Here is a 26603-nt window from a genome sequence, read left to right as displayed (position 1 = left end):
ATAGGAAGGACAGCATCACTTCTGCCCATTCACTGAGTGGGCAGCGGGATGTAGGCCTGCATCAATCGAAAGGCTCAACAGAGCAAGGTGACATCAAATGAATTAAGGAATCGACCCATGACTGTAGACATCAGCAACTACACCATTGCCACCCCGCTTCCAATTTCCGAGTCAGTTCGGCTGCGGCGGCCGGATCAAGCGCGGCGTAGTGCAGGCACTCTTCGTCGCTCAAAGCATTTGCTGGAATGCTCATCGGCAATCCTCCAGACATACGCCTGCCTCGCCGGCTGGCGTGATTCGTTGAAGTGAGCTATTGGTTGATGGCCCTGATGGAGCCTGAATTAGGAGAAGTGCTTTGAAAAAATCAGTGATGCATCATCCGCAGATTAAAATTTGCAAGCGGAATTTCTGTGGTCTTGCAACATTGACAGGGAAATATACTTATGAGTATTAAACAACACGTTTCTGATGCTAGGTTCTTGATTGAATCCGGCCGTTTTCTTGGAGCTTTAACCGTACTCACTGTTGCAGTCGCGGGGAGTTCAAAAAAGGTTTTTCCGCGAGGCACAAAGTCACGTGAGAACCCCCAAAAAATAATGAGTGACGGTGAAGCGTTCAAACTTTTTCTTGGTGGGCGGATACGCAGAATACTTAATAATGTGCACAAGGATCCGGAGTTCGGTGAGTCTGGTTTTTCTGTGGTATGGCCAACGGAAACTAAAACTATTGAATCGATACTGTACCACCACTATCGCTGCGAACTCGTTCATGAGGCCAAGCTTCCTCAAGGAATAGAATTCGTTAAAGAGAGAGCAGATGCGTCGAGTTTTTCAAATAATGGTGTGAGTGTTGGATTGAGGGCCTTTGAGAAAGGCATTGTCTTAGATTACGGCTGGCTCGACGTTTTAGAAAGGCAGTAGTCGAGGCGCCGTGCAACGGCGAGGAATTCGGAATAAAACATTACAAACTAGTCGCAAATGTCGGAGTGGATGAAGTTAAATTTGTTAGTGAAATTATCGCTAAATACAATGCCTCGCAAGCGCGGGTTAATACTTTTAAGAATTCAGTCAGGTTGCTTTCTCATGACTCAATCCTGAGTTCAAATGATAATGAACTTATAGGTCTTTTCCTTGCTAGGGTCAGGGCCGGAGAAATTAGCGGTGTTGCTCGCTTGGCCTCTAGAGGTCTTGCTGATACTGAAGGTCGGTTGCAACCTTCTGGTTTGGCAATGCTGCGAGACATCGCGGGAGCTTATTCCTTAGTTGAGTATTGACTACCAGCTATAGTCGTTTTAGTCGTATGGCTATTGTTCAACGCCCGTCTTACGGAACTCTTCAAGCTGTCGCGACCACTTTTCAGAAACTACAATTTCAGGTCGCGACATGCTTGCGAAGCGGGCCGACTCTTCGGCCGGCGATGCGGCCAGGTTGATCAGGAACGTCGACACCGTCTCCTGCCATTCCTCGAAGTCGTGGCGCTCGCCCAGCACCTGAAGCGCGTCAGCGAGCGCTTTCGACACAATCAGCGACCGCTTTTCGGCGCCGATTCGGTCCAGCAAAGCTTTCTCCTTGGCGCGCTTGTCCCGCTGAATCTGCGCATTGTCTTTGGCCATGACCTGTCTCTTCAATTCCGTGGGCCGGTAGATCCAGCCATGTCTGTCGTCGGCGCTGGCGCACCTGGTTGCTGAGGCGCTTCACGATGTGAACTTGAAGCCGTTTTCACGGGCGATCAGGCGGGCGCGCTTGGCTTCCATGCCGCACTCTCTGGCGGCCTTGGCGACGGGGGTGCCGGCCTCGGCTAACTCCTTAAGCCTGGGCGCGATCTTGTCCCGCTCGGCGCGCAGCTTGTTGCTGTGCGGCGTGCTGCCGAAGTGGGGCGCTTCAGCGCTGACGCCTGAGGCGATCTGCTGCGCTGTTTTGCCTGAGCCGAAGAACTGATCCAGCTTTCGGTTGAGGTCCTCGATGATCGAGTCTCGCGGGTTGGGCATTGGTACGCCGATCATTTCCGCTCACCCGACAACGAGAGCTTGATACCGTCGGCGCGCGCTTCGAGTACCTGGGCCAGGTTGATGGCTTCTTTCCATGTCCAGCGGAAACCCTTCACCTTGCCGGTGGAACGCTCGACGATGTGATAGGCGTTGGTGCCCTTGGCGATGACCTGGAAGCGAATCTCTTGCACGGGCTGATCCTTGCCGACCATGGCGTAGAACGCGGCGGTGGCGATGCGTGCACGAGCACGCAGGGCGGCAACCCCGTCGACTCGCTGTTGAATTAGTTGATGCATGGCGATTCCTCGGTGGGGTTGTGGTTATTCGTCAGCACTCGGGCCGCCTGCTAGTTGCCGTTGGGCGCAGTGGAGAGTGCTGACGGATAAAGGCAGGCGTAAAAAAGCCCGATCGGAACCGGGCTTTGATTGCGTCACGAAGACCTCCCTACGTGATCGCAGGTGCCGCCATTGGGCGGGCTTCGATATCTGTCGTTTACATGGCTGCCAATCCTCCGTGTTGAGTGAGCTAAAAAATGCAGGTGGCCGGTATAAGCCGGAGATTCGTCCGCATTGGCTATGGAGGCTTGAGGGGCATCAGGCGTGGGTAATTGAAAGGTCGCTGATGATGCAGATCGAGGCGTCTTCCGGGTCGGTCGTTTCGGAGTAATCGATCTGGTTGTAAACGCCGCCGTGGAAGGCGAGCGTTTTCGTGTCCCAGGTACTGTCGAGACGCATGATTGCGGAAGTGGATTTGACGCCGTTGCAGCTCGCCGACACGGAAACGGCACCGCTTGAATTCGCATGGATGTTGATTTTGAAAAGTGCACCCAGCGGCACGTCTTCCAGCACTGTTGTGTTCACTGGGTCGTCTTGCAGGTAGCTCGACCGGAACCCCATGGTGATTTTGCCCTTGTTCCAAAACACCTTCACCGGGGGGCGCTCGGAACCCTGCACATGAATCTGGGCGATCACCACTTTCTGCAGCGAGTTGACTTTCGTCAGTCGCATTTCTTGCCGGTTCCAGTGATCGGCGGAGCTGGAGAACGGCCAGTAACCAGGCTCCTTCCACTCGCAGCCCGTGCGTTTTGTGCTCTTGCTTGAGGCGCCGAGGGTTGGTGCGGTCATCTGAAGCGAGCCGTCGGGGAGCATCGATACGACGTCAGGGCATTCGATCAGTGCGCGCCACCCAATCAGTTCCAGGGCGATCGGGTTGGTCTCGCCGACTGACCGCGCAAAGCATCGATCCAAGCGCCGAGCGTGAAGAGCTGCTCGAAGACATTCGTCAACTCGAAAGCCGTATCGATGACAGCGACAACGAACTGAATGACCTGCGAGACGGTGCTGAGGAAGCCTGCACCTGGATCAAGCGAGCAATGGACCCGGACGACCGGGAGTTTTCACTGGATGCGCTGCTACAAAAAGCGCTCGACTGCCTGGAGTAATGCCATGAGCACCTTTGCCGTATTCGGAATGAATGAACACTTCGCCCGCGAAGAGGCGAAGCGCAAGGTTCGCGACTTCAAGATTGAGAAAGGTCAGCGGATCGAGCTTTCAATGAGCCAGTGGTTACAGGCTGTCGAAGATCGCGTGATCAAGATCATGGACGGCAAGCGGGTGGCCCAACTCAGCAGCATGTTCGATGCCCCCCCAGTACGCCGCTGAGTATGCGGAACGCATCCGCAAGCTGGGGCGGTACCGCGACGTGATTATCAGGGCGAAAATTAAGCTGCCACAGAATGATGTGAGGCGGAAGTCAGCGACCAAACTTTCGTGGATGGACTACTCGCCTGAATCCACGGCAGCTGCCTGACCCGCCCTCACCTATTGCACTGAACGCATCGGCAGACGGGTAGTTGTCACGATTTAAAATCTTGGTAGGTCGCTGATCATTCTGCCTGGATTAGCACGTTCTTCGGTTACGGTCACCTCACCACTTGGCAAGTGACATTCCAGAAGCTTTCCACCTGACACCGTCCCGATGCCCGCTTCGAATGTCATCTCAACAACGTCGCCATCGCGAATAGCCGCAATGATGTCTTCCATCGAAGCTATGTGTGGTTTTTCAAGAAATCTTCCTCTGCTGACGCTGGGGTCAACCTTTGCCCACATGAAGAGCTCTATTTCAGCGGCATCGTTGATTCGAACGGCTGAAACCACATAATGCGCCATAGACTCACCTTGAAGAATCTACCTTCTCGATCTGTTCAAACCTCAGCATAACTCCTCACCTATTGAGCTACGAGCTCAGCCATTGCCTCGGTCGTACCAGCTGTTAGCCAACTCTACGGGGATCGTTACCGTCTTCGCCTTATTGAGTTTTTGACAAGTTGCAGAAGCTTTTTCTATCTCATTACCAAAGTAAGCCAACCAATCGCCGCTCGCCTGTTGATCTAGCTGGCACAGGTAGGTTCCCACCTCACCCTCAGTCAAGCCTGAAACCTCTGCAATCAACTTATTGCTTGGTTTTTTGACCATTTTTTCCTCCTTGATCCAGCAACATGCCCGGTCATCAACCAATAGCCCACTTCAACGAATCACGCCAGCCGGCGGCAACTCAAAGCCTGCCCGTACGGATGATCAAGCGAATCACGGCGGTGATCAGGTTCAGCCATTCGGTCAGTCGTTTCATGGGTAGAGTTCCGGCTTGATTGATAGCCAAAACATGAAGGTGCCCACCGTTCCGTGCTGAAACACTACATCGCACGCTCGCTCAGGGCCAAGCCATCCCATACAGGTGATCACCGCGCAAAGGCGGATCACAGCAGTAATCAAATTTATCCACTCGGCAAGTCGTTTCATGCGGTAGCGCTCCGGTTCGATTGATACCGGAATCATCGGGACGCATAGCACATGCCCCATGGTCATGCGATCCACACCTGCGATAACCAACCTCCCTTCAACTCCCCCGCCCGGGCATGCCCCGGCATAGGACGCCCCATGCCCACAAAAAACAGACTCGCCCTGAAGCGCCCGCGTGCCGAGCAGGTCAATCAGGTGATCCAGATCATTGCCAACCACGGCCACCGGCTCTTTTACAACGAAGGGCGCCAGGCTTGGAGTGCTAATCGAAGAACGCCTCGACAGGTAGGCGATTAACTAATCCCCCGTTGCCCAGACAACGTTCTCACTATTAATCACAGGACAGCGTCCAGGATTAATTTCACGTTCTCGATGAAGTAGGATACGGATCTGCTCGGCATCAAAAGCACGATTACTCGTTTCGCTCATTATGTTGGCGGAAACACTGAAGTGCCCGCACGTTGGGCACACAAGCTCAACTCCATCCATTCCGGACTCAATCACTTGTGCGTCTTTCGAACAGTTCAAGCACCTCATGTACCACTCCTAAGCCTCTGTCAGATCCCGCGGCTAAGTAATTTGACGGCCAACTCAATACCGCGCCGCCGAGCATCGCCAAATGTCTTCCAGATGCCTGACTCCTCGCCAAGCCTTACAAAACTTTCTCCGTCCTTGAGCCAAACAGTGAGGCTCAGCGGCGCCGAATTGGATGCTTCGCCCCACATGAAGTCGATCTTTGCTTGTTTCCCATTTGGATGCACGTAATCAACGGGATATGGCCTTTCGACTACTAAGTACATTTCGAGCTCCCAGAGATCCGACTACGAGTCTGAACATCAACCAATACACCTCTTCCTAGAATCACGCTACCCTAGCGAGGTATCCCCATGCCCACAGAAAGCCAGCCGGAAGATCCGTTTGGGCCGAACGGCCGTACCTTCCACATTCACCTGAGCGTGCGAGGCGCGCTGCGGGACTTCAGCAAGCACCAGCTCAAAGGCATGTTCCACTTTGAGGGCGGGCGCGAGTGCACCGCTGAAAGGGCGAAGGATCATCTGCTTGAGGCTCTGGCCCAGGGTAAAGAGGTTCTGCCTTTCGGGCCGCCGTGCGAGGGTTTCGATTTCTCCGGCGGCGGCTGCCCCGGCCACGACAATCCGCCAGAACCGGTTGTGGATACCCATGATCTGGTATCGATGGAGTGACCATCGGCCTCACCCTTTGTCGCAAGTCGATTGACTGAAAAGGACTATTGGAGCCGAGTAATCAGCTGGCTAAGCCTGATCAGAAGAGAAACACCATGTCGAAAATAACGGTGATATCCGGTGACTTCCTGGCAGGAGATGCTGATTTTCAATCTGGACTGTTCACCCTAAAATCCGCAGTAAAACCCTCCCTCGAATTAAAGATACCTATTTCAAAAATAGAGATCTTAGAAACAGCAACCGAGGAAGTTGTTAATAAGAAAGGAAGCGCAATTCGATGGAGTCTGGCTGGGGCATTGCTTTTAGGTCCGGTTGGGTTAGTTGCAGGCTGGTTGCTATGTGATAAAGAAAGGGAAATAACCTTCTATGCAAAACTCAAGGATGGCCGTTGCCTTCTTGCCATAACTGATATCGACACTTACTCAAAAATCTCTGCCAATCCCCATAAGTAACACGTAACCCTCTCCTCCTTCAAAGTCAGCCGCTATAGCGGCAAGGAATCGCTATGCCTGAAGAAATGAAGAAGGCTTGGCCAGAACACTACCGCTACATCGACACCATTGGGCCAGATGGTCTTGAGGTGCACTGCATAACCTATCAGGTGATCGGCGAAACCGCGCAGTGCTACTACATCGGTGACAAGCATACCTGCGACTTGGTCAACGGCCCGCAATACGGCTGGACTGCGGAGGCCGTGAAGAAGCGCCGTAAGCGCGTTCTGAAGGAAGGCGGCATCTGGGGCCGTCGCTTCGCCTACACCGACAAGGCACTGGCGCTGCGCTCGTACAAGGCGCGTAAGTCTTGGCAGATGCGACATGCGCAATTATCGATGGAGAGGGCCAAGGCGGCTATTGGGTATTTCGGCAACCTTGAAGTTGAAAGCACGATTCCTGTCGAGGCCGTAACTATCCCGAACGAATACATTCAGGGCTTGGGCTGGGGGGATTACTGATGCCAATCCTCGCCCTCGCCTACATGGCCCGACTCAAATACACGGGACCATGGCAAAGCCAAAAGGCTCACCTTTGACGCAGCAGCAACCCGATCAACATGAAGGCGAGCCCAGTAATTAAAAAGGCAGGAGCTACGCCCATCAATGCCCCTTCGCTGGTCAGATCTGGAAAACCAAAATAGTAGCCGAAAATCGTAATTGGAATACCGCAGATGAACATCGGATCTCGAGACGCATTCCGCATTGCTCCCCTCCTCTTTAAGGCCACGATTTATTAAAGCACAACACCTACCGGTGAAAAGCAGTAACTCCCTCCCCCTTCAAAGTCAGCCGCTATAGCGGCAAGGACGACCAATGCCTGAAGAAATGACGCAGGATGCCGCGGCAGCTGATCGCGCGCTGCTTATCCTCGCGGCCAAAGCCGGCCGCATCGAAATCGAACTGTGCACCTGCCGAGATACGAAGTGGCCTTATCGCCTGGCCGGAAAGTCTGGTGTCCGCGCTCACTGGAACCCCCTCATCAACGACGGCGATGCCCTTCGACTGGCCGTCGTCATGGGCCGCATGGAGCGGTTGGGCGTGGCTATTCATATCGTTGAGCCATACGACGGTGATACCGGCCCTTACACATACGTGGATGCCGAGAGGTTCGGTGAGCACACCAGGTATCACCACGACGATCCGTTCGCAGCGACGCGCCGCGCAATCGTAGTGGCTGCTGCTGAAATCGGGAGACGGTCATGATCCTCATCCCAATAGCAGCGCCGCTCTACATGCTCTGGCTCATCTACAAGGGGCCGCGCCGGTAAGGGTTCACCTCACCAGTCACTTCAGTAGGGGAGCTGTGTAACGCAACTGGCGAGGCGAACCGCTAAACTTTAGATCACCCATTCAGCTCGCCTGACGCCCCTCATCTGATTTCCACAAACCACCTACCAGCCTGCCGATGAACGGCAGGGGGAGGACTTCGCATGCTCGTTGTGATCGAGGTGCCGCGCGTGAAGCGCTTCGCCGCAAACACTGCTGGTCGGGATTTCGCGGTCGGCGACATTCACGGGCACTTCACCCGACTGCAGACTGCGCTAGACAAAGTCTGCTTTGAACCGTCAGTAGACCGACTGTTCAGCGTCGGAGATCTGATTGACCGAGGCCCTGAATCTCTGGACGTCGATGAATGGCTTTTACGCAAGCCTTGGTTTCATGCAGTGCGCGGCAATCATGAGCAGATGGCCATCGATTCGCACGCCGCTGGCCGCGTCAGCGATGAATGCAGCATGCACTTCATCAACGGTGGAGATTGGTTCTATGGGCTCTCCAGCATTGAGCAGGACTGCTACACGAGCATTCTTCGAGACTTACCGCTAGTGATCGAGGTCGAGACGGCGCATGGCCTGATAGGCATCGTGCACGCCGATGTACCTCGGGGCAGCTGGGGAGAAATGATCTCTGCACTATCCGGATCGGAATTCGAAGCGGATCACGTAGCCGCAATGCTCCTGTGGTCGCGCAGGCGGATCACTGAAGAAAACCAATCAGGCGTAGATGGTGTTCGGGCGGTGATCGTGGGTCACACGCCTCTGAGTCAGCCTGTCGTACTCGGGAACGTGTATCACATCGACACTGCCGGTTGGAAGCATGGCCACTTCACGCTGCTGGATCTCGCCACCCTGCAATGCAACCCGCCAATCAATCCCGAACTCAGTTTTGACTGGGATTAACCACCCTCTGCCGCCACGCGCGGCATGGAGCATCGCACATGGTCAGATACAAGACCGTAGAGCAGTTCTCTCGGGAGTCGGGCTATACACCCGATGCCATCAGAACCAAAATCCGCGACGGCAAATGGCCGAAGCATCTTGTTTGGCGGAAAGCGCCAGACGGCAGAATTTTAATAGACGTAGAAGGATATTACTCATGGGTCGAGATGGGGGAGGCGTCCGCGCCGCATCTGCAAGTAGTATCGAAATCACTTTCCAATACCAGGGCGTCAGGTGTCGTGAGCGCGTCGCGCTCAAGCCCACCACCGCTAACCTGAAAAAGGCTGAGCAGCACAAGGCAGCAATTGAGTATTCGATTGCGAACGGTACTTTCGATTACGCCGCAACGTTCCCAAAGTCGAAGCGCGCCGGCGCGTTCAGGCGCACCGATGCTAGACAGACCATTGGGGGATTACCTGACGGAATGGCTGGAGAGGAAAACTCCGACTCTCAAATCAAGCACGGTCGCATTCTACGAAACGACCATCCGCGCAATCCTCAAGCCGATGTTCGGCGATCTGCCTCTGAATGAGCTGTCGAAAAAGATCATCAGAGAAAAGATGTCGACCTATCAGGTGGTCAACAAGACTCTGACGAATGTTCAAAGCTGCTTTCGCTCTGCACTTAACGACGCAGTTGAGGATGAAATCTTGGAGAGCAATCCGCTCTCTGGGTGGGCCTACAAGAATCGTGAACAGCTCAAGGAGGAAGATGACGTTGACCCTTTCACTCGCGAAGAGCAACTAGCAATATTGGCAGCAGCCAGGGGCGAAACGTGGCCGCAACTGCAGTTCTCTTTCTGGACAGGTCTACGACCTAGCGAACTGATCGCCTTGGAATGGGGGGATATCGATTGGATCTCGGGGGAGATAAGGATCGTCAGGGCCAAGACGCGGGCTGCAAAAGAGCCAGAATCCACCAAGACGTTAGCTGGGAGGCGCACCGTGAAGTTGCTAGCTCTGGCAAGAGAGGCGTTGCTCAAGCAGAAGGAATTGACTTTCCTCGCCGGCGGCAGGGTGTTTCTCAATACAATCACCGGAGAGCCCTGGAAGCATGCCGGATACATCTACCGGGTAATCTGGATGCCGGCGATGAAGAAGTCGGGGGTTAGGTGGCGGCGACCCTACCAGAGTCGCCACACCTATGCCTCCATGATGCTATCTGCTGGCGAGAATCCAATGTGGGTAGCCAAGCAACTGGGCCACAAAGACTGGACCATGATCGCCAAGGTTTATGGTCGCTGGATGCCTTCAGCAGTCATTGGAGCCGGCAGTCGCGCCGGCTCCAACGTTACGACAACCTCTCCTATTTCAGGTCAAAGCGATCCAGGTTCATCACTTTGGTCCACGCAGCGACAAAGTCCTTGACGAATTTCTGCTGCGCATCGGCGCAGGCATAGAATTCGGCCAAGGCGCGCAACTGCGCATTGGAACCAAAGACCAGGTCAACCCGGGTACCCGTCCACTTCACTGCACCGGTTTTGCGATCGCGCCCTTCATACTCTTGCTGGGCATCCGATACCGGCTTCCACTCCACGCCCATATCCAGCAGGTTGGTGAAGAAGTCGTTGGTCAAGGCTTCCGGACGTGTGGTGAACACACCTTGTCTGCTCTGGCCGACATTGGTGTTCAACACGCGCAAGCCGCCCAGTAACACCGTCATTTCCGGCGCGCTGAGCGTCAGCAGTTGCGCCTTGTCGATCAGCAATTTTTCGGCCGGCACACGGTACTGTTGCTTCAGGTAATTACGGAAGCCGTCGGCAATCGGTTCAAGGAATCCGAAGGAGTCGACATCGGTCTGTTCCTGGCTGGCGTCCATGCGCCCTGGGGTGAACGGCACCGTCACGCTATGACCGGCATTTTTCGCCGCCTGTTCCACGCCCACGCCACCGGCGAGCACGATCAGGTCGGCCAGGGAGATTTTCTTGCCGCCACTGTTGAACTCGCCCTGGATGCTTTCAAGTTTCGCCAGCACCGTCGCCAATTGCGCCGGCTGGTTGGCCTGCCAGGACTTCTGTGGCGCCAAGCGCAAGCGCCCACCGTTGGCACCGCCGCGTTTATCGGAGCCACGGAACGTCGACGCTGCCGCCCAGGCTGTAGATACAAGCTGCGAGACTGACAGCCCCGAGGCCGCAATTTTGCCCTTGAGCGCGGCGACATCGCTGTCGCTGACCAGCGGATGATCGACGGCAGGGATCGGGTCTTGCCACAGCAGCTCTTCGTTCGGCATTTCCGGGCCGAGGTAGCGTGAGAGCGGCCCCATGTCACGGTGAATCAGCTTGTACCAGGCACGGGCGAAGGCGTCGGCCAACTGGTCTGGATTGGCCAGGAAGCGCCGCGAAATCGGCTCATAGATCGGGTCGAAGCGTAGCGACAGGTCCGTGGTCAGCATGGTCGGATCACGCCGTCTGGACGGATCATGGGCATCCGGAATGGTGCCGGCGCCAGCGCCGCTTTTCGGTTTCCACTGGTTTGCCCCCGCCGGGCTCTTGGTCAGTTCCCATTCGTAACCGAACAGGTTCTCCAGGTAGTTGTTGCTCCACTGGGTTGGCGTGGTCGTCCAGGTCACTTCCAGGCCGCTGGAGATGGTGTCGCCACCTTTACCGGTACCGAACGTGCTCTTCCAGCCCAGGCCCTGCAGTTCGAGGCCGGCGCCTTCGGGCTCAGGTCCGACATGGTCGACAGTACCGGCACCGTGGGTTTTGCCGAAGGCGTGACCGCCCGCGATCAGGGCGACGGTTTCCTCGTCATTCATGGCCATGCGCGCAAAGGTTTCACGGATGTCCTTCCCGGCGGCGACCGGATCAGAGTTGCCTTCAGGGCCTTCGGGGTTTACGTAGATCAGGCCCATCTGCACGGCTGCGAGGGGGGTTTCCAGATTGCGCTCTGCGGGAGCTTGCCCGGCATCTTTGCCATAACGCACGTCGCCACCCAGCCACGTGCTTTCCGAACCCCAATAGACATCTTCGTCCGGTTCCCAGACATCCGGGCGGCCACCGGAAAAACCAAAGGTCTTGAAGCCCATGGAATCCAGCGCAACGTTGCCGGCGAGGACGATCAGGTCAGCCCAGGAGATTTTGTTGCCGTACTTTTGCTTGATCGGCCAGAGCAGCCGACGGGCCTTGTCGAGGCTGACGTTGTCGGGCCAGCTGTTGAGCGGTGCAAAGCGTTGCTGGCCGGAACCGGCGCCGCCCCGGCCGTCACCGGTGCGATAGGTGCCTGCGGCGTGCCAGGACATGCGGATAAAGAAAGGCCCATAGTGACCGAAGTCCGCTGGCCACCAGTCCTGGGAATCGGTCATCAGCGCAGTCAGGTCTTTTTTCAGCGCCTGGAAGTCCAGGCTCTTGAAGGCTTCGGCGTAGTTGAAGTCGCCCCCCAACGGGTCAGACTTGGGCGAGTGTTGACTCAAGATCTTCAGGTTCAGTTGGTTCGGCCACCAGTCGCGGTTCGTCGTGCCACCGCCAGCGGCGTTATTGAACGGGCATTTCGATTCAGTTGACATGGCATCTCCTCTTGATTTTGTTTTCAGCTAACCATCCTTAAGCGTGGATCCGGATCACCGATTGAAGAAATAGCTTTTCGGTATGGGATCCATAGCCTTAAGGCTATGACGGCCCAGTGATCAGTCGCTCCAGAACATCCATTAAAGTACCGGTCCGGGAAACTGTCGCTTCATCTGGGGGAGATAGCTGATAAACAGTTCAAATCAGCAAGGAAATGCAAGATCATGAACACCTGCCACAATGGATAGGTAGCATTTGCTGCAAGGACGCTGGCGATCGTAAGAATTGTTTGCCGCGAGAGGTTTCGCCATGCTCCTCAAAGCCATTGTCATCTGGTCATTGCTGTCGATCATCGTCGCCGCCGTGTTCTGTCGCCTGATGCATAACGCCAAGGTCGCTGACCGGGCGCTCAAGATCGCCAGGCCGGATCATGAGACTCATGAACGAAACGTTGGCAATGCGTCCATGCCCCGGGACAAAAGTGGCAGCGACGATTCGGATTACCACGCGGTCTGAACCATTCAAGGCGTTCCCGCACTCAATAAAAAACCGGCCATTTGGCCGGTTTTTTTGTCACTCAACAGCACTTCGGTCCGGCTTTACTGCCGTAACGGGCCTCCTGGCGTTCGCGGAAGAACGCCTCGTAGTCCATCACCGGTTTGTCCGGGTGTTTGGTCTGCATATGCTCGACGTAGTTGTCGTAGTCGGGCATGCCGACCATCAGGCGTGCGGCCTGACCGAGGTATTTACCCAGGCGACTCAAGTCATTGAACATGATCAGGCATCCGGCAGCGCGTGGAATGGCGCTTCCTTATCCGTACGTTCCTTGGTGCCCCAGGCGGCAATACCGACCTTGAGCGCGAAGAACAGGATGCTGAACACCACGAACAGGAACAGCGCAGTCAGCGTCGCGTTGGTGTAGGCGTTGAAGATCACGTGCTGCATCTGGTCGATGGTCTTGGCCGGGGCCAGCACCTGACCGTTGGCCAGGGCATCGCTGTATTTCTTCGCCAAGGCGAGGAAGCCGATCGCCGGGTTGGCATCGAACAGCTTGATGAAACCTGCGGTGGTGGTGCAGATCAGCAACCAGACCGCCGGCAGCAAGGTGACCCAGACATAACGCTGGCGTTTCATCTTGATCAGCACCACGGTGCTGAGCATCAGCGCGATACCGGCCAGCATCTGGTTGGAGATACCGAACAACGGCCACAAGGTGTTGATGCCGCCCAGCGGATCGATCACGCCCTGGTACAGCAGATACCCCCACATGGCCACGCAACCGGCGGTAGCGATCAGGTTAGCGGTCCAGGATTCGGTGCGACGCAGGGCCGGTACGAACGAGCCGAGCAGGTCCTGGAGCATGAAGCGCCCGGCACGGGTACCGGCGTCGACTGCCGTCAGGATGAACAGTGCTTCGAACAGGATCGCGAAGTGGTACCAGAACGCCATGGTGTTTTCACCCGGCAGGACGTGGTGCAGGATCTGTGCGATACCGACCGCCAGGGTCGGCGCACCGCCGGCACGGGCCAGAATGGTGGTTTCACCAATGTCGTGGGCCACCGCTTGCAATGCTTCCGGGGTAATCGCAAAACCCCAGCTGCTGACGGTTTGCGCAACGGCCACCGCATCGGCGCCAACCACGGCCGCCGGGCTGTTCATGGCGAAATACACGCCCGGATCGATCACCGACGCGGCGACCATGGCCATGATCGCTACAAACGATTCCATCAGCATGCCGCCGTAACCGATGTAACGGGCATGCCCTTCACTGGCGAGCAGCTTCGGCGTGGTGCCGGAAGCGATCAGCGCATGGAAACCCGACACCGCGCCACAGGCGATGGTAATGAACAGGAACGGGAACAGACCGCCCTTCCACACCGGGCCAGTGCCGTCGATGAACTGGGTCAGGGCCGGCATTTTCAGCTCGGGCATGGTCACCAGGATGCCGATGGCCAGGGCGACGATGGTGCCGATTTTCAGGAAGGTGGAGAGGTAGTCACGGGGCGCCAGGATCAGCCACACCGGCAACACGGCTGCGACAAAACCGTAACCGATCAGCATCCAGGTGATCTGAAGACCGGTAAAGGTAAAGGCCTTGGCCCACACCGGGTCAGCGGCAATCTGCCCGCCCAGCCAGATCGAACCGAGCAGCAACAGCACGCCGATCACCGAGATTTCACCGATACGGCCCGGGCGGATGTAGCGCATGTAGATGCCCATGAACATCGCGATCGGGATGGTCGCCATCACCGTGAAAATGCCCCACGGGCTCTCGGCCAGGGCTTTCACGACGATCAGCGCCAGCACCGCGAGGATGATGATCATGATCAGGAAGCAGCCGAACAGCGCGATGGTCCCGGGAATGCGGCCCATTTCCTCACGGACCATATCGCCCAGAGAGCGGCCGTTGCGGCGGGTGGACATGAACAGGACCATGAAGTCCTGCACCGCACCGGCCAGCACCACGCCGGCAATCAGCCACAGCGTGCCGGGCAAGTAGCCCATCTGCGCCGCCAAGACCGGACCAACCAGAGGCCCCGCGCCGGCGATGGCAGCGAAGTGGTGACCGAAGAGTACGTGTTTGTTGGTCGGTACGTAGTCCAGACCATCGTTATTGAGCACAGCCGGAGTGGCCCGATTGGGATCGAGCTGCATCACTTTATTGGCGATGAACAGGCTGTAGTAGCGGTAGGCAACAAGGTAGATGGCGACGGCTGCGACTACGATCCACAGGGCGTTGATCGCTTCGCCGCGGCGCAGGGCCACGACACTCAGCGCAATCGCTCCCAGGACAGCCACGGCAAACCAGGCGAGGTGTTTAGCCAGACGGGGCATAGCGTGTCTCCTGCCGACAGCCAGTGACTGCGGCGGTAATTTTTATAATTGTGTCCGCGGTGCGGAGCTGGCCCAATATCTGCGCATGCCGTCCACAAATAAATCCGCGTTACTACGTACGTGGTGTCTACGTAGTTCTACGTAGATGAGCCGTTCCGACCCTGAATTCCACCGGTCACTCCGTCCAGCAACGCTACTCGGCCAGCTTGTCTTTGGCCTATGATGCCGACCTTCACCTGATGCCAGAAGCCTGTAGGAGCGAGCTTGCTCCTACAGGCCTTCGTTTCCCATCAGTTCGGGCAGGAGTCAACATGCAGCTCAAACACAAGATCGTCGCCCTCGGGATTCTGCCGCTGGTGCTGGCCATTGCCGTCATCTGCGCGCTGGTGATTTCCCTCAACCGTCAATTGGGCGATCAACAGGCGCAGTTGATCGAAGACAGCATTCTGGCGAGCAAGCGCGCGGAACTTAAAAACTACGTGGAAATGGCCCAGAGCCTGATCGCGCCCCTGTACGACGACGGCCACGGCGACGCCCACGCCCAGCAACAAGTGCTGGAAGAACTGCGCAAGCTCAGCTTCGGCATCAACGGCTACTTCTTCGTCTACGACCACGAAGGCCGCAGCCTGATGCATGCGCGCCAGTCGGAACTGGTGGGCCAATACCTGTGGGACATGAAAGACCCCCACGGCCTGCCGGTGATCCAGGCGCTGCTCAAAAGCGCGCAATCGGGTGAAGGTTTTCAACGCTACGCCTGGAACAAACCCTCCTCCGGCCAGGTGACCGACAAGCTCGCCTACGTGGTGATGCTCGATCGCTGGGGCTGGATGCTCGGCACCGGCATCTACCTCGAAGACGTCGAGCGCGCCACCCAACAAGCCCGTGCCGAAGTGGCCATGGGCATCCGCAAGACCATGATGGCGATTGCCGTGGTCGCCCTGGTCGCGGTGCTGTTCGTGTTCGCCACCGGCATGACCCTCAATGTCAGCGAACATCGGCTGGCGGACAAGAAACTGCAGCGCCTGACCCAGCGCATTGTCAGCCTGCAGGAGGAAGAACGATCCCGAGTGTCCCGTGAACTGCACGACGGCATCAGTCAGGTGCTGGTCTCGATCAAGTTTCAGTTCGAACTGGCCAGCCATCTGCTGGAACGCGGACAAGCCCACGACAAGGGCTTGAACACGCTGAAAGAAGCCACCGAACGCCTGGGCGATGCCATCGGCGAAGTCCGCAGTCTCTCCCATGACCTGCGCTCATCCTTGCTCGACACCCTCGGCCTGCCGGCGGCCATCGGCCAATTGGCCGCGGAATTCGAACAGCGCAGCGGGCTGACCGTGACCTATGACGAAAATGAATTCGACTGCCAGCTGGTCGACGGCGCGGCTGTTTCGCTGTTTCGCATCGTCCAGGAAGGCCTGACCAATATCGAACGCCATGCGCAGGCGAAGAACGTGTCCATTACCCTGCGCGGTTGCGACGAATCCGTGCGGCTGACGGTGGTCGATGACGGCATCGGTTTCAACGTCGCCCAGGTCGAACGTCGTCAGGCCGGCATTGGTTTGCGTAACATCCGCGAACGCGTCGAACATTTTGGCGGGCGCTTCGATTTGATCTCGATGCCGGGCAGAAGTGAGCTGGACGTACGGCTGCCAATGAAACCTGACGCAAAACCCTGAGCCGGCGCAAAACTACAAGAGTGAATACTGCGATGAACCTGCCCTCCCCGATCCGCGTCGCCCTGGTCGACGATCACTCCCTGGTCCGCGACGGCATCAAGGCGCTGCTGGCTGTGATGTCGCCCCTGGAAATGGTCGGCGAAGCGGAAAACGGCGCCGAGGCCATCGAGATGGTCGGACGCTGCCAACCCGACCTGTTGCTGGTCGACATCAGCCTGCCGGACATGAACGGCCTGGAGCTGACCCGCGTGCTGCGCAGCCAGTACCCGTCGCTCAAGGTGCTGGTGCTGAGCATGTACGACAATTACGAATACGTCAGTGAATCGGTGCGCTCCGGCGCCAGCGGCTACGTGCTGAAGAACGCCCCGTCACGGGAAATCATCGCCGCCATCGAAGCCATCAGCAGCGGCGGAACCTTCTACAGCGCCGAAATCGCCCAACGGCTGATCGCCGACAGGAACACCGACAACGAACTGACCCCGAGGGAAAGCCAGGTGCTGTCGAAGATGGCGCAAGGCTTGAACAACAAGGAAATGGCGCGGGAGTTGGACATCAGCGTGCGCACGGTGGAGACCCATCGCCTGAGCATCCGCCGCAAACTCAACATTGACAAACCCGCAGCGCTGGTCAAATACGCCATTGATCACGGGATTATTTCGCGGTGATGGGCGAACCAATAACAGCCGTGCTCACACGGCCGATTTGAATCCGTTGAGCGAAGCAGCTACTAGTATCCACTCCAGATCCGGTAAACCGCTTGGGATCCTCTGCCCATCCGAGGCGACTGGCCAAAAATTAACTACATTTCACGAGGCCAATGTAGGTAGCATCGGCCAATTGCCGCTTTGCAATGGGGTGGAAGCTCAAATGAGCCGTGAACACAACGTGTTGGCACTGTTGCTGATTGTTCCGCTATCGGGCTGCTCCAATGCCCCTTCGATTCCAGTTCTGGGGGCCTACTTCCCCGATTGGCTGTTCTGCATTCTCGCCGGCATGCTGCTGGCCTTTGTGCTTCAGGCACTGCTTGCACGGTCAGGTTACGCAGCCTGGCTGGTGCCGTCAGTTCTGACCTATCCGGTTTTGACCGCGTTGTTGTCGATGAGCACCTGGCTGCTGTTTTTCCAGAATTGACCGGGGACTTGCATCATGAGCGAATCCGCTGTGAACAAACTGCCCCGACGCTTGATCGTTCTCGTATTGCTCGGGTTGACGCTGGTGATGCTGCTGTGGGTGGTCTGGCGGTTGGACACCACCCCACGTACCGATGATGCCTACGTGTATGCCGACACCATAAACGTCACCCCCGAAGTGAGCGGCAGCATCGAAGAACTGGCCGTGCGCGAGAACCAGCAGGTGAAACAGGGAGACGTACTCCTGCGCATCGACGTGCGGGTGTATCAGGACGTGCTGGACCAGGCTCAGGCCTCACTGCAAGCGCTGAACAAGGAAATCATTCTGAGCCAGCGTCAGGTTGATGCCCAACAATTCAACTCCGAAGCGGTGACAGCCAGTGTCGAACGCGCCAAGGCTGCCGCCGCGCAGAGTGCCGACACGCTGCGGCGCATGGAGCCCTTGCTGAAGCCTGGTTATGTCTCCGCGGAACAGGTGGATCAGGCCCGCACCGCCGCCAAGAGCGCTCGTGCCGAATTGAATGCGGCGCTGCTACAGGCCAAACAGGCTGCCGCGGCTGTCAGCGGGGTCGATGCACTGGTGAGCAAGCGCGCAGTGATACAAGCGGAGATAGCCCGCGCCGAGCTGGACCTGGAACACAGCGTGGTGCGCGCGCCCTTCGACGGGCTCATCGTCGGTTTGACCACCTCCAACGGCCAGTTCGCTGCCACCGGTCACCCCCTCTTCAGCCTGATCGACACGCGTCGCTGGTACGTGGTGGCGAACTTTCGCGAAACCGAACTGGACAAGATCCGCAATGGCAGCCGCAGCACCCTCTACCTGATGGGCAACAGCGGCCGCACCTTCAGCGGTACCGTCGATTCCATCGGTTTCGGCGTGTTCCCTGATGACGGCGGCGCCCAGGCCGCAGGGCTGCCGAAGGTCGCGCGGACCATCAACTGGGTGCGGGTGGCACAGCGTTTTCCGGTACGCATCCGCGTCGATAAACCCGATCCGAACCTGTTCCGCATCGGCGCATCGGCTGTAGCCTTGATCCATGCGGGTCAAGATGGGGACTCGCCGCAATGAGTGCTGCGCTCACCTGGGAGCGACGCTTCTGGCGCTTCCTTGACGCAGAGCTTTCGCCCTTTCCAGGACGTGGCAACGCACTGTTGCGTAACGTGCTGGCCTGCGCGCTGGTGATCATCCTCTCCATGAGCCTGGAAGTGCCGCTGCTGGCGCTGTCGCTGATCCTGGTGTTTTTCGTCAGCCAAAGTAACCTGGTGCTGACGCGCATGGCCGGCATCCTGTTCATGGTCAGCGCGACCATCGCCATCGGCATCGCCATCCTCCTGCTCAAGTTCACCTACGGCTACCCATTGCTGCGCATCCTCTGCGCGAGCGCGGTGTTCCTCGTCAGTGTGTTCGCCATGCGCGCAACACGCCTCGGCCCGCTGTTTTTCGTGGTGGCCATCGTCACCATTTACGTGCAGAGCCTGGTGGACCTCACTGCACAACCGGAACTGCTGTTGCGTGGTTGCCTATGGGTGTGGATGGCAGTGGTCTACCCGACCCTGGTGACCTTGCTGGTGAACACCGTGTTGTTGCCCAAAGAGCCCCAGCGGCAATTGCGCGAAACGATGCGCAGGCAACTGGCACAGGTCGATGCGCGCCTGGCCGCGCTGGGTGAAGGGCAAATGGAAACGGCGCGGATCAGCGCGGTGGAAGTCCAGCAAGGGGTGCTCAGCCTGCACAAACTCCTGAAGTTCGCCAGCATGCGCGCCCCCGTGAAGGAAACCCGGGAGATCGAACAACTGGCGTTGATCACCTGTGTTTCTCGTTTGTATGCGGCAGCTGCCGCGCTGAAGTCCAATGGCGACGACAGCGAGGCCCTTGTGGCGTTGCGCCAGGATTGCGCGGCCCTGGCCGCAGCCATCGACGCCGATAACCTGTCGCAACCGCCAGTACTGAGCAGTGAAGCCTTGCAACGGTTACTGGCCCCCCCGGCACTGGAAGAAATGCGCGACGCCTTGCGCGCCTTGGCCACAGCCGAACATGCCACGCCCTCCGGTGCTCCGACCGCCAAGGAACCCTTGCTCGTACGCGATGCTTTCAGCAACCCCAATTACCTGCGCTTCGCCTTCAAGACCTGGCTGGCCACGCTGATCTGCTACGTGTTCTACAACGGCGTGGACTGGCCGGGCATCCACACAGTGATGCTGACCTGCGTCATCATCGCCTTGCCCAGCCTCGGCGCCTCGACCCAAAAGGGCTTGCTGCGGATCGGCGGCTGTCTGATGGGCAGCGCGCTGGCGCTGCTGTGTCTCGTTTTCGTTGTTCCGCACATCGAGACGCTGGTCGGCCTGCTGGCGATGAGCCTGCCGGTAATCGCCCTCGGCGCATGGGTCGCCGCGGGCTCCGAGCGCATCAGCTATGCCGGTCTGCAGATCATGTTTTGTTTCGCGCTGGCCCTGCTCGAACAGTTTGGTCCGAGCATCGACCTCACGGAAGTCCGCGACCGGTTGGTGGGCATCCTGATCGGCGTGCTGGTCAGCACTCTGGTGCACGGCGTGCTTTGGCCAGAAAGCGAAGGCGACAGCCTGCGCCGACGCCTGGCGGATGCCCTGCACGAGATCGCCGCGCTGTTGCGCTCACCGGTATTGGAACCGGGAGACCCATCTGACCGCCTGCACGGGCAGAGCCTGCGCAGTTGGCGCCAGCTCGCCGAGTGCGAGGCCATGCTTGCGCGGGTAGCCCTGGAGCCCGGCTGGCATCAGGGCGAGCACGAGGAGCTGACGCTGTTCACCCAGACGCTGCTCGCCAAGGCGCGGGAGGTCCTCCTGCTGACTGACCAATTGCAGCGCAATCGGGTAGTGCTCGAAGCACAGCTCCCGGTGTTAACGCAGCGCTGGCTGGACGAGCAGCAACAGGAAATGAGTGACTGGCTGGAGCAATATGCCCTGCACCTGCAAACCCAGGGCACAGCGTTTGAGGCCTTGCCTGCGCAAGACGTTACGATGGCGGGAGTTGGCGTGAACGCCGAAGCCCTGCTGCATGACCTGCGAACGTTGCACCACCTGCTGGATTCGCTACCGGACTGGCAACGCTATGAGCAGGGTGCCCTCTCGGAGCCGAGCCCATGAACAGACACGCTCATTGTGCATGGCTGCTCGGCCTGTGCCTGTTACTGGGTGGCTGTGCACTGATCCGCGAAGAAGGCAGCCTGGCACCGCAACGGGACCCGGCTGAGCTACGTCTGGCTGACGACCTGCACCTGGCCCGCGAGGGTTGGCCCGAGTCGAGCTGGTGGAGGCGCTACGAAGATCCGCAACTGAACCAACTGATTGACATGGCCTTCGCCCAGGCCCCCGGCATCGCGATCGCCCGCAGCCATATCGACCAGGCTCGGGCCCAGGCCGACACTGTGAAATCCTTGACGGGCGTGCAAGTCCAGTTGATCGCACTGGTCAACCGCCAACACGTCTCCGCCAACGGCTTCCTCGGACCCTTCGCCCAGAATGAGCCCGCCCTCGGGCTCACCGGCCCTTGGTACACCGAGGGTGTGGTGGGTCTCGGCGGAGCCTACCAACTGGATCTCTGGGGACGCCAGCGAGCCCAGGTCGACGCCGCCCTGGGGGTTCACAATGCGCGTCAGGCTGAAGAGGCCTGGGTCGAACTGGAGGTCTCGAGCAATGTGGCCATGCTGTATTTCCAGATCCAGACCGCACAGCAGCTACTCGACGACTTGCAACACATGTCGGCCATCACTGCCGAGGTGGTGGCCGCGCACCAGGCACGTATCGAGCGTGGTCTGGAGTCGCAGCCGCTGAAACAGCAGGCGTTGAGCAATCAGGCACTGATCGATCGCCAGGTGGTCTCCCTGCGCAGCCAGGTATGGCAACTGCGCGAGGCCATGCGTGCACTGCTCGGCGTGGGGGCCGACGTCACCTTGCCGCTGGCACCGCGCACGTTACCGGAGCACGTTTATGGGGTGCCCGACAGCCTGGGTTACGAACTGTTGGCAAGGCGACCCGACCTGCAGGCCTTGCGATGGCTGGTGCAGGCGTCCTATTCGAACATCGACGCGGCCAAGGCGGCCTTCTACCCCAGCTTCGATATCAAAGCCTTTTACGGTGCCGACGCCCTCCACATGGGCGATTTGTGGGCCCATGGCAGCCGGCAGATCAACCTCATACCGGGGCTGACCCTGCCGATCTTCGACGGCGGCCGCCTCAATGCCGAATTAGCCACCGCCCGTAGCTTGAGCAATGGCCTGGTGTATCAGTACAACCAGGCCGTACTCGACGCCGTACGCGATGTCGCCGTGGCCGGCAGCAAGCAGCAGGGGTTGGAGACGCAGGAGCAGCTGCAGCAATCACGCATCGGCAATATGCGCTTCAATCGCGACAGTGCCACGGCGCATTATCAGCGTGGCCTGCTGGACAGGGTTACAGCGCTTGAGTCGAACCTGCCACTGTTGGCTGAGCATAGCGGCCTTGCCTTGTTGCAGGGGCAGCGGCTGGAAAGCGAGATTGCCCTGATCAAGGCGCTGGGAGGTGGGTATCACTCCAGCAACACCGTTGCAGCGCTTCCCGCGACATCCATTGACTACGTCGATAGTCACCATTGATTCAATGAAGTTCTCTTAAAAAATCTCCGGCGTAACATCTGCTCCATACCCACCCAATAAGACCCGGAGCACACCATCATGAAACGCCAAACCATCCTCAGTATCGCTTTCTCGGTTTTTGCAGTGAACGCTTTTGCCGCTACTTCTGCTCAGCCTGTAGTCGCTGAAGGCGGCTCGGATCGTCTGATTGAAAGCCGTGTGGCCGAGGGTGGTTCCGACCGTCTGATCGAAAATCGTGTAGCGGCTGATGGTTCTGATCACCTGAACGGCAACCGCGTTGCCGCTGACGGCTCCGATCACCTGAACGGCAACCGCGTTGCCGCTGACGGCTCCGATCACCTGAATGGCAATCGCGTTGCCGCTGACGGCTCCGATCACCTGAATGGCAATCGCGTCGCCGAAGGTGGTTCCGATCACCTGATCCAGAACCGCACTGCCTGAATGCTTGGCTTGACTACAGTACCCAACGAAAAACCCGGCCTCATCAGCCGGGTTTTTTTTTGAGTTTTTTTGCCCCCCCCTCCCTTTTCATCGCCATCCGACCAGAAACTCATCCGAGGGGCTTGCGTCATCGGTATTATGGTATACCATCAGACGCACAGACACCCAAACCTCTACGGAGCAGCTCATGAGTTTCGAAATCCGCAAGATCGTCAGCTATGTCGAAGAAACCTTTATTGAAGGCGGCAAAGCCACCGATAAGCCCGTGACCATGGTCGGTCTGGCCGTGGTGATGAAAAACCCCTGGCTGGGCAACGGTTTCGTCGAAGACCTGAAACCACAGATCCGCGCCAACTGCTCCGACCTCGGTGCACTGATGGTCGAGCGCCTGGTGGGCATCATTGGCGGTGCCGAGAAAATCGAGGCTTACGGCAAGGCTGCGGTGGTCGGCGCCGACGGCGAAATCGAACACGCTTCAGCGGTGATCCACACCCTGCGCTTCGGCAACCATTACCGCGAAGCGGTCAAGGCCAAGAGCTACCTGAGCTTCACCAACAAGCGCGGCGGCCCGGGCACCTCGATCCAGATCCCGATGATGCACAAGGACGACGAAGGCCTGCGTTCACACTACATCACCCTGGAAATGCAGATCGAAGACGCACCCCGTGCCGACGAGATCGTCGTGGTCCTGGGTTGCGCCGACGGCGGCCGCCTGCACCCGCGCATCGGCAACCGCTACATCGACCTGGAAGAACTGGCCGCCGAAAAAGCCCAGTAACCGCCCAGCAGAACGACAACAAGAAGGCATTGCAGGAGCGCTCCATGATTCGGCTCACCGCTGAACTCACCCCGGCTGGCACCAGTTACCTGGCGACCGGCCAAGGCCAGCCCGTGGTCTTGATCCACGGCGTGGGCCTGAACAAAGAAATGTGGGGCGGCCAGATCGTTGGCCTGGCCACGAAGTACCGCGTCATCGCCTACGACATGCTCGGCCATGGCGCCAGCCCGCGCCCGGAAAGCGGCACGCCGCTGCTCGGCTATGCCGACCAGTTGCTGGAGCTGCTCGACCACCTGCAATTGCCCAAGGCAACGGTGATCGGCTTTTCCATGGGCGGGCTGGTGGCGCGGGCGTTTGCCCTGCATTACCCGCAACGCCTGCAGAGCCTGGTGGTGCTCAACAGTGTGTTCAACCGCAGCGCCGAGCAGCGCGCCGGCGTGATCGCCCGCACCGCTCAGGCGGCTGAGCATGGCCCGGATGCCAACGCCGAAGCGGCGCTGTCGCGCTGGTTCAGCCGCGAATACCAGGCGGCGAACCCGGCGCAGATCGCCGCGCTGCGCCAGACCCTGGCCGGCAACGATCCGCAGGGTTACCTGACCACTTACGAACTGTTCGCCACCCAGGACATGTATCGCGCCGACGACCTGGCCAGCATCCAGGTACCGACGCTGATCGCCACCGGCGAGCTGGACCCCGGCTCGACCCCGGAAATGGCCAGACAACTGGCCGAACGCATTCCCGGTGCGACCGTTGCCGTGCTCGCCGAGCAACGGCATATGATGCCCGTAGAGTCGCCGCGCCTGGTCAACCAGCTGTTGCTGGAGTTTCTGCAGACCGCGCACTCCAAACAAAACCAGATCAAGGGGATCGTTGCATGACACTCGCACGCTTCCAGATGTGCATCGGCGGTGAATGGGTCGATGCCCTGTCCGGCAAGACCTTCGAAAGCCTCAACCCGGCGCTGGCCGAACCCTGGGCCGAATTGCCCGACGCCGACGAAGCCGACGTCGAACGCGCCGTGCAGGCGGCGCAGACGGCTTTCGACAGCCCGGCATGGCGCGGTCTGACCGCCACCGCTCGCGGCAAATTGCTGCGACGCCTGGGTGACCTGATCGCCGAGAACAAGGAACAACTGGCGCAGCTGGAAAGCCGCGACAACGGCAAGCTGATTCGCGAAACCCGTGGCCAGGTTGGCTATCTGCCGGAGTTCTTCCACTACACCGCAGGCCTGGCGGACAAGCTCGAAGGCGGTACCCTGCCGCTGGACAAGCCGGACCTGTTTGCCTACACCGTGCACGAAGCCATGGGCGTGGTCGCCGCGATCATTCCGTGGAACAGCCCGCTGTACCTAACCGCGATCAAACTCGCTCCGGCACTCGCGGCGGGCAACACCATCGTGATCAAGCCGTCGGAACACGCTTCGGCGACCATCCTCGAACTGGCACGCCTGGCGCTGGAAGCCGGGATTCCGCCAGGGGTGGTCAACGTTGTCACCGGTTATGGCCCGAGCACCGGCGCCGCCCTCACCCGCCATCCGCTGATCCGCAAGATCGCCTTCACCGGCGGCGCGGCCACGGCGCGGCATGTGGTGCGCAGCAGCGCGGAGAACTTCGCCAAGTTGTCGCTGGAACTGGGGGGGAAATCGCCGAACATCATCTTCGCCGACGCCGACCTCGACAGCGCGATCAACGGCGCCATCGCCGGGATCTATGCCGCCTCCGGGCAGAGCTGCGTCTCCGGTTCGCGCTTGCTGGTGCAGGACGAAATCTACGACGAGTTCGTCGGCCGTCTGGTGGAACGCGCCCAGCGCATCCGCATTGGCAACCCGCAGGACGACAGCAGCGAAATGGGCCCGATGGCCACCGCGCAGCAACTGGCCGTGGTCGAAGGCCTGGTGGCCGATGCCATCGCCGAAGGCGCACGCCTGCGCCTTGGCGGCAAGCGTCCGGAGAATCTGGGCGACGGCTGGTTCTACGAACCGACGCTGTTCGAGTGCGACCGCAACTCGATGAAGATCATGCAGGAAGAAGTCTTTGGCCCGGTGGCCTCGGTCATCCGTTTCAAGGACGAAGCCGAAGCCCTGGCGATCGCCAACGACTCGCAGTTCGGCCTCGCCGCCGGCATCTGGACCCGAGATTTGGGCCGTGCCCATCGCCTGGCCCGGGACGTGCGTTCGGGGATCATCTGGGTCAACACCTACCGCGCCGTCTCGGCCATGGCGCCGATCGGCGGCTTCAAGAACAGTGGCTATGGACGCGAAAGCGGCATCGATTCGGTGCTGGCCTACACCGAGCTGAAAACGGTGTGGATCAACCTGTCCCAGGCGCCGATGCCTGATCCCTTCGTGATGCGCTAGGAGTCCTGGAAAATGATCGAACCCGGCATTTACAAAGACGTGATGAGCTCGTTCCCGTCCGGTGTCACGGTGGTCACCACCCTGGACCCGGACGGCGGCATCGTCGGCATCACCGCCAGCGCCTTCAGTGCGCTGTCGATCGACCCGGCACTGGTGCTGTTCTGCCCCAACTACGGCTCCGACACCTACCCGGTGCTGCGCGACAGCAAGCAGTTTGCGATTCATCTGCTGTCCGCCGACCAGACCGCCGAAGCCTATGCCTTCGCCGGTAAAGGCAAGGACAAGGCCAAAGGCATCGAGTGGCACCTGAGCGAACTGGGCAACCCGATCCTGGCCAAGGCCACGGCGATCATCGAGTGCGAACTGTGGCGCGAATACGACGGCGGTGATCACGCGATCATCGTCGGCGCGGTGAAGAACCTGATCCTGCCCGCGCAACCGGTCACGCCGATGATCTACCACAAAGGCAAGCTGGGCCCGCTGCCCGCCCTGGCCTGACAGCTCTACACAATCCCCCTGTGGGAGCGGGCTTGCTCGCGAAGGCGGAGTGTCAGTCGACATCAATATTGACTGACCCAC

At 58.8% G+C, this 26603-nt stretch carries 36 protein-coding genes; 24 read left to right on the top strand and 12 right to left on the bottom strand.

From position 1 onward, the window contains the following. The first annotated feature begins 117 nt into the window (after window positions 1–117). The 3 genes from KGA85_RS29665 (at window position 118) to KGA85_RS29655 (ending at window position 1273) form a co-directional block, all read left to right on the top strand. The gene (locus KGA85_RS29665; protein WP_223543605.1) at window positions 118–309 is read left to right on the top strand and encodes a hypothetical protein; all 192 of its coding nucleotides are present in this window, start codon (window positions 118–120) and stop codon (window positions 307–309) included. Window positions 310–443: 134 nt separating this feature from the next. Further along, a complete protein-coding gene (locus KGA85_RS29660; protein WP_223534757.1) occupies window positions 444–920 on the top strand; it encodes a hypothetical protein in 477 nt (158 codons plus the stop codon). A gap of 65 nt (window positions 921–985) precedes the next feature. Then, a complete protein-coding gene (locus KGA85_RS29655) occupies window positions 986–1273 on the top strand; it encodes a hypothetical protein (protein WP_223534755.1) in 288 nt (95 codons plus the stop codon). Window positions 1274–1303: 30 nt separating this feature from the next. On the opposite strand, the gene KGA85_RS29650 is transcribed toward KGA85_RS29655, so the two are convergent. The 4 genes from KGA85_RS29650 to KGA85_RS29635 form a co-directional block, all read right to left on the bottom strand. Further along, window positions 1304–1612: a hypothetical protein gene (locus KGA85_RS29650; protein ID WP_223458221.1), complete on the bottom strand. Its 309-nt coding sequence runs from the start codon at window positions 1610–1612 to the stop codon at window positions 1304–1306. Window positions 1613–1693: 81 nt separating this feature from the next. Further along, the gene (locus KGA85_RS29645) at window positions 1694–2002 is read right to left on the bottom strand and encodes a hypothetical protein (RefSeq protein ID WP_223458223.1); all 309 of its coding nucleotides are present in this window, start codon (window positions 2000–2002) and stop codon (window positions 1694–1696) included. Further along, window positions 1999–2283, bottom strand: coding sequence for a hypothetical protein (locus KGA85_RS29640; protein ID WP_223458225.1), 285 nt, complete (start codon window positions 2281–2283; stop codon window positions 1999–2001). The genes KGA85_RS29645 and KGA85_RS29640 overlap by 4 nt, the downstream gene beginning before the upstream one ends. Before the next feature lie 297 nt (window positions 2284–2580). After that, a complete protein-coding gene (locus KGA85_RS29635; RefSeq protein ID WP_223458227.1) occupies window positions 2581–3234 on the bottom strand; it encodes a polysaccharide lyase family 7 protein in 654 nt (217 codons plus the stop codon). On the opposite strand from KGA85_RS29635, the gene KGA85_RS29630 reads away from it, so the two are divergent. After that, window positions 3162–3428: a hypothetical protein gene (locus KGA85_RS29630; RefSeq protein WP_223458229.1), complete on the top strand. Its 267-nt coding sequence runs from the start codon at window positions 3162–3164 to the stop codon at window positions 3426–3428. The two genes, KGA85_RS29635 and KGA85_RS29630, sit on opposite strands and share 73 nt — an antisense overlap. A 4-nt stretch (window positions 3429–3432) precedes the next feature. Then, window positions 3433–3648: a hypothetical protein gene (locus tag KGA85_RS29625; RefSeq protein WP_223458231.1), complete on the top strand. Its 216-nt coding sequence runs from the start codon at window positions 3433–3435 to the stop codon at window positions 3646–3648. A 201-nt stretch (window positions 3649–3849) separates the two neighbouring features. Here the strand turns inward: KGA85_RS29625 and KGA85_RS29620 are convergent, their stop codons facing one another. From KGA85_RS29620 to KGA85_RS29605, 4 genes are all read right to left on the bottom strand, one after another. Continuing rightward, on the bottom strand, window positions 3850–4155 hold the full coding sequence (locus KGA85_RS29620) for a hypothetical protein (protein WP_223458233.1): 306 nt from the start codon (window positions 4153–4155) through the stop codon (window positions 3850–3852). A gap of 75 nt (window positions 4156–4230) precedes the next feature. Further along, on the bottom strand, window positions 4231–4461 hold the full coding sequence (locus tag KGA85_RS29615) for a hypothetical protein (RefSeq protein ID WP_223458235.1): 231 nt from the start codon (window positions 4459–4461) through the stop codon (window positions 4231–4233). Between the two features lie 150 nt (window positions 4462–4611). Beyond that, window positions 4612–5004, bottom strand: a complete 393-nt coding sequence (locus KGA85_RS29610; RefSeq protein ID WP_223458237.1) for a hypothetical protein — start codon at window positions 5002–5004, stop codon at window positions 4612–4614. Window positions 5005–5342: 338 nt separating this feature from the next. After that, window positions 5343–5585 carry a hypothetical protein gene (locus KGA85_RS29605; protein WP_223458239.1) on the bottom strand — a complete coding sequence of 81 codons (243 nt, stop codon included), beginning with the start codon at window positions 5583–5585 and terminating at the stop codon, window positions 5343–5345. Between the two features lie 87 nt (window positions 5586–5672). On the opposite strand from KGA85_RS29605, the gene KGA85_RS29600 reads away from it, so the two are divergent. The 3 genes from KGA85_RS29600 to KGA85_RS29590 all read left to right on the top strand — a co-directional run bounded on the left by KGA85_RS29600 (window position 5673) and on the right by KGA85_RS29590 (window position 6939). Continuing rightward, window positions 5673–5987, top strand: a complete 315-nt coding sequence (locus KGA85_RS29600) for a hypothetical protein (protein WP_223458241.1) — start codon at window positions 5673–5675, stop codon at window positions 5985–5987. Between the two features lie 95 nt (window positions 5988–6082). Further along, entirely contained in the window at window positions 6083–6439 is a 357-nt protein-coding gene (locus KGA85_RS29595) for a hypothetical protein (protein ID WP_223458243.1), read from the top strand. 53 nt (window positions 6440–6492) lie between these two features. Next, a complete protein-coding gene (locus tag KGA85_RS29590; RefSeq protein ID WP_223458245.1) occupies window positions 6493–6939 on the top strand; it encodes a hypothetical protein in 447 nt (148 codons plus the stop codon). Window positions 6940–7006: 67 nt separating this feature from the next. On the opposite strand, the gene KGA85_RS29585 is transcribed toward KGA85_RS29590, so the two are convergent. Next, the gene (locus tag KGA85_RS29585) at window positions 7007–7183 is read right to left on the bottom strand and encodes a hypothetical protein (RefSeq protein WP_223458247.1); all 177 of its coding nucleotides are present in this window, start codon (window positions 7181–7183) and stop codon (window positions 7007–7009) included. 110 nt (window positions 7184–7293) lie between these two features. Here KGA85_RS29585 and KGA85_RS29580 point away from each other — a divergent pair, with 110 nt between their 5' ends. The 4 genes from KGA85_RS29580 (at window position 7294) to KGA85_RS29565 (ending at window position 10063) form a co-directional block, all read left to right on the top strand. Further along, window positions 7294–7683, top strand: coding sequence for a hypothetical protein (locus tag KGA85_RS29580; protein ID WP_223458249.1), 390 nt, complete (start codon window positions 7294–7296; stop codon window positions 7681–7683). Between the two features lie 227 nt (window positions 7684–7910). Further along, window positions 7911–8657, top strand: a complete 747-nt coding sequence (locus tag KGA85_RS29575) for a metallophosphoesterase (protein WP_223458250.1) — start codon at window positions 7911–7913, stop codon at window positions 8655–8657. Continuing rightward, the gene (locus tag KGA85_RS31320) at window positions 8575–9228 is read left to right on the top strand and encodes an Arm DNA-binding domain-containing protein (RefSeq protein ID WP_317848688.1); all 654 of its coding nucleotides are present in this window, start codon (window positions 8575–8577) and stop codon (window positions 9226–9228) included. The genes KGA85_RS29575 and KGA85_RS31320 overlap by 83 nt, the downstream gene beginning before the upstream one ends. Continuing rightward, entirely contained in the window at window positions 9113–10063 is a 951-nt protein-coding gene (locus tag KGA85_RS29565; protein ID WP_223458280.1) for a tyrosine-type recombinase/integrase, read from the top strand. The genes KGA85_RS31320 and KGA85_RS29565 overlap by 116 nt, the downstream gene beginning before the upstream one ends. Here KGA85_RS29565 and katG read toward each other — a convergent pair. After that, entirely contained in the window at window positions 10002–12197 is a 2196-nt protein-coding gene (katG, locus tag KGA85_RS29560) for a catalase/peroxidase HPI (protein ID WP_223458254.1), read from the bottom strand. The two genes, KGA85_RS29565 and katG, sit on opposite strands and share 62 nt — an antisense overlap. 310 nt (window positions 12198–12507) lie before the next feature. On the opposite strand from katG, the gene KGA85_RS29555 reads away from it, so the two are divergent. Beyond that, window positions 12508–12714, top strand: a complete 207-nt coding sequence (locus tag KGA85_RS29555) for a hypothetical protein (RefSeq protein ID WP_223458256.1) — start codon at window positions 12508–12510, stop codon at window positions 12712–12714. A gap of 61 nt (window positions 12715–12775) precedes the next feature. Here the strand turns inward: KGA85_RS29555 and KGA85_RS29550 are convergent, their stop codons facing one another. Beyond that, entirely contained in the window at window positions 12776–12973 is a 198-nt protein-coding gene (locus KGA85_RS29550) for a YbdD/YjiX family protein (RefSeq protein ID WP_007976534.1), read from the bottom strand. A 2-nt stretch (window positions 12974–12975) separates the two neighbouring features. Beyond that, window positions 12976–15033, bottom strand: a complete 2058-nt coding sequence (locus KGA85_RS29545; protein WP_223458258.1) for a carbon starvation CstA family protein — start codon at window positions 15031–15033, stop codon at window positions 12976–12978. A gap of 311 nt (window positions 15034–15344) precedes the next feature. On the opposite strand from KGA85_RS29545, the gene KGA85_RS29540 reads away from it, so the two are divergent. From KGA85_RS29540 to KGA85_RS29490, 11 genes are all read left to right on the top strand, one after another. Continuing rightward, complete coding sequence (locus KGA85_RS29540) at window positions 15345–16709, top strand: cache domain-containing protein (protein ID WP_223543604.1); 1365 nt, start codon at window positions 15345–15347, stop codon at window positions 16707–16709. A gap of 32 nt (window positions 16710–16741) precedes the next feature. Beyond that, window positions 16742–17374: a response regulator gene (locus KGA85_RS29535; protein WP_223458262.1), complete on the top strand. Its 633-nt coding sequence runs from the start codon at window positions 16742–16744 to the stop codon at window positions 17372–17374. Window positions 17375–17576: 202 nt separating this feature from the next. Further along, window positions 17577–17840 carry a YtcA family lipoprotein gene (locus KGA85_RS29530; RefSeq protein ID WP_223458264.1) on the top strand — a complete coding sequence of 88 codons (264 nt, stop codon included), beginning with the start codon at window positions 17577–17579 and terminating at the stop codon, window positions 17838–17840. A gap of 15 nt (window positions 17841–17855) precedes the next feature. Next, window positions 17856–18908: a multidrug transporter subunit MdtN gene (gene mdtN, locus KGA85_RS29525; RefSeq protein ID WP_223543603.1), complete on the top strand. Its 1053-nt coding sequence runs from the start codon at window positions 17856–17858 to the stop codon at window positions 18906–18908. Continuing rightward, on the top strand, window positions 18905–20962 hold the full coding sequence (locus KGA85_RS29520) for an FUSC family protein (protein ID WP_223543602.1): 2058 nt from the start codon (window positions 18905–18907) through the stop codon (window positions 20960–20962). The genes mdtN and KGA85_RS29520 overlap by 4 nt, the downstream gene beginning before the upstream one ends. Beyond that, window positions 20959–22449: an efflux transporter outer membrane subunit gene (locus KGA85_RS29515; RefSeq protein ID WP_223543601.1), complete on the top strand. Its 1491-nt coding sequence runs from the start codon at window positions 20959–20961 to the stop codon at window positions 22447–22449. Before KGA85_RS29520 ends, KGA85_RS29515 begins: the two co-directional genes overlap by 4 nt. A gap of 78 nt (window positions 22450–22527) precedes the next feature. Next, entirely contained in the window at window positions 22528–22890 is a 363-nt protein-coding gene (locus KGA85_RS29510) for a hypothetical protein (protein ID WP_223534745.1), read from the top strand. Between the two features lie 187 nt (window positions 22891–23077). Further along, window positions 23078–23668, top strand: coding sequence for an amino acid synthesis family protein (locus KGA85_RS29505; protein ID WP_007978708.1), 591 nt, complete (start codon window positions 23078–23080; stop codon window positions 23666–23668). 44 nt (window positions 23669–23712) lie between these two features. After that, a complete protein-coding gene (locus KGA85_RS29500) occupies window positions 23713–24546 on the top strand; it encodes an alpha/beta fold hydrolase (protein WP_223543600.1) in 834 nt (277 codons plus the stop codon). Further along, window positions 24543–26024: an aldehyde dehydrogenase gene (locus KGA85_RS29495; protein WP_056723954.1), complete on the top strand. Its 1482-nt coding sequence runs from the start codon at window positions 24543–24545 to the stop codon at window positions 26022–26024. Before KGA85_RS29500 ends, KGA85_RS29495 begins: the two co-directional genes overlap by 4 nt. Window positions 26025–26036: 12 nt before the next feature. Next, entirely contained in the window at window positions 26037–26522 is a 486-nt protein-coding gene (locus KGA85_RS29490; RefSeq protein ID WP_223458278.1) for a flavin reductase family protein, read from the top strand. The last annotated feature ends 81 nt before the right edge of the window (window positions 26523–26603 follow it).

The sequence above is a fragment of the Pseudomonas sp. GL-B-12 genome (genome assembly GCF_019955895.1).
GTDB lineage: Bacteria > Pseudomonadota > Gammaproteobacteria > Pseudomonadales > Pseudomonadaceae > Aquipseudomonas.
Note: the sequence above shows the minus strand (reverse complement) of the source record. Positions and strands in the feature narration are given on the sequence as shown.